The sequence below is a fragment of the Enterococcus sp. HMSC078F03 genome (assembly GCF_001811595.1).
Taxonomy (GTDB): Bacteria; Bacillota; Bacilli; order Lactobacillales; family Enterococcaceae; genus Enterococcus; species Enterococcus faecalis.
In genome coordinates this window covers 1-368 of the sequence record NZ_KV805564.1, presented here as the reverse complement: position 1 = coordinate 368, position 368 = coordinate 1, and the positions used below count along the sequence as shown (strand labels likewise).

Genomic DNA, 368 nt, shown 5'->3' with positions numbered 1-368 from the left:
AAAGGCGATTTGAATGAATTATTCCGTGTCCATTTGGAAAAAGCTGTCAATACGCTTCTCAAAACGGAGTTAACGGCTTTCCTCGATTACGAAAAGTACGATCGCATTGGTTTTAACACGGGTAATTCTCGTAACGGCTCCTATGACCGTACGGTCAAGACCGAGTATGGGGAACTTCATCTCCAGATTCCGCGCGACCGCAATGGCGAGTTCAAGCAACAGACTGTTCCTGCTTATAGACGGACGAATGATACCTTAGAGGAGACCGTCATTCACCTCTTCCGAAAAGGTATTACCATGTCGGAAATCGCAGACTTGATTGAGAAAATGTATGGGCATCACTACACGCCCCAAACCATGTCCAATAT

1 protein-coding gene is annotated in these 368 nt (G+C 45.7%); it reads left to right on the top strand.

The window, feature by feature from the left end; all coding sequences use genetic code 11:
- Positions 1–368 (top strand): transposase (locus HMPREF2810_RS08445; protein ID WP_176745260.1); only part of this gene is annotated, 368 nt, incomplete at both ends.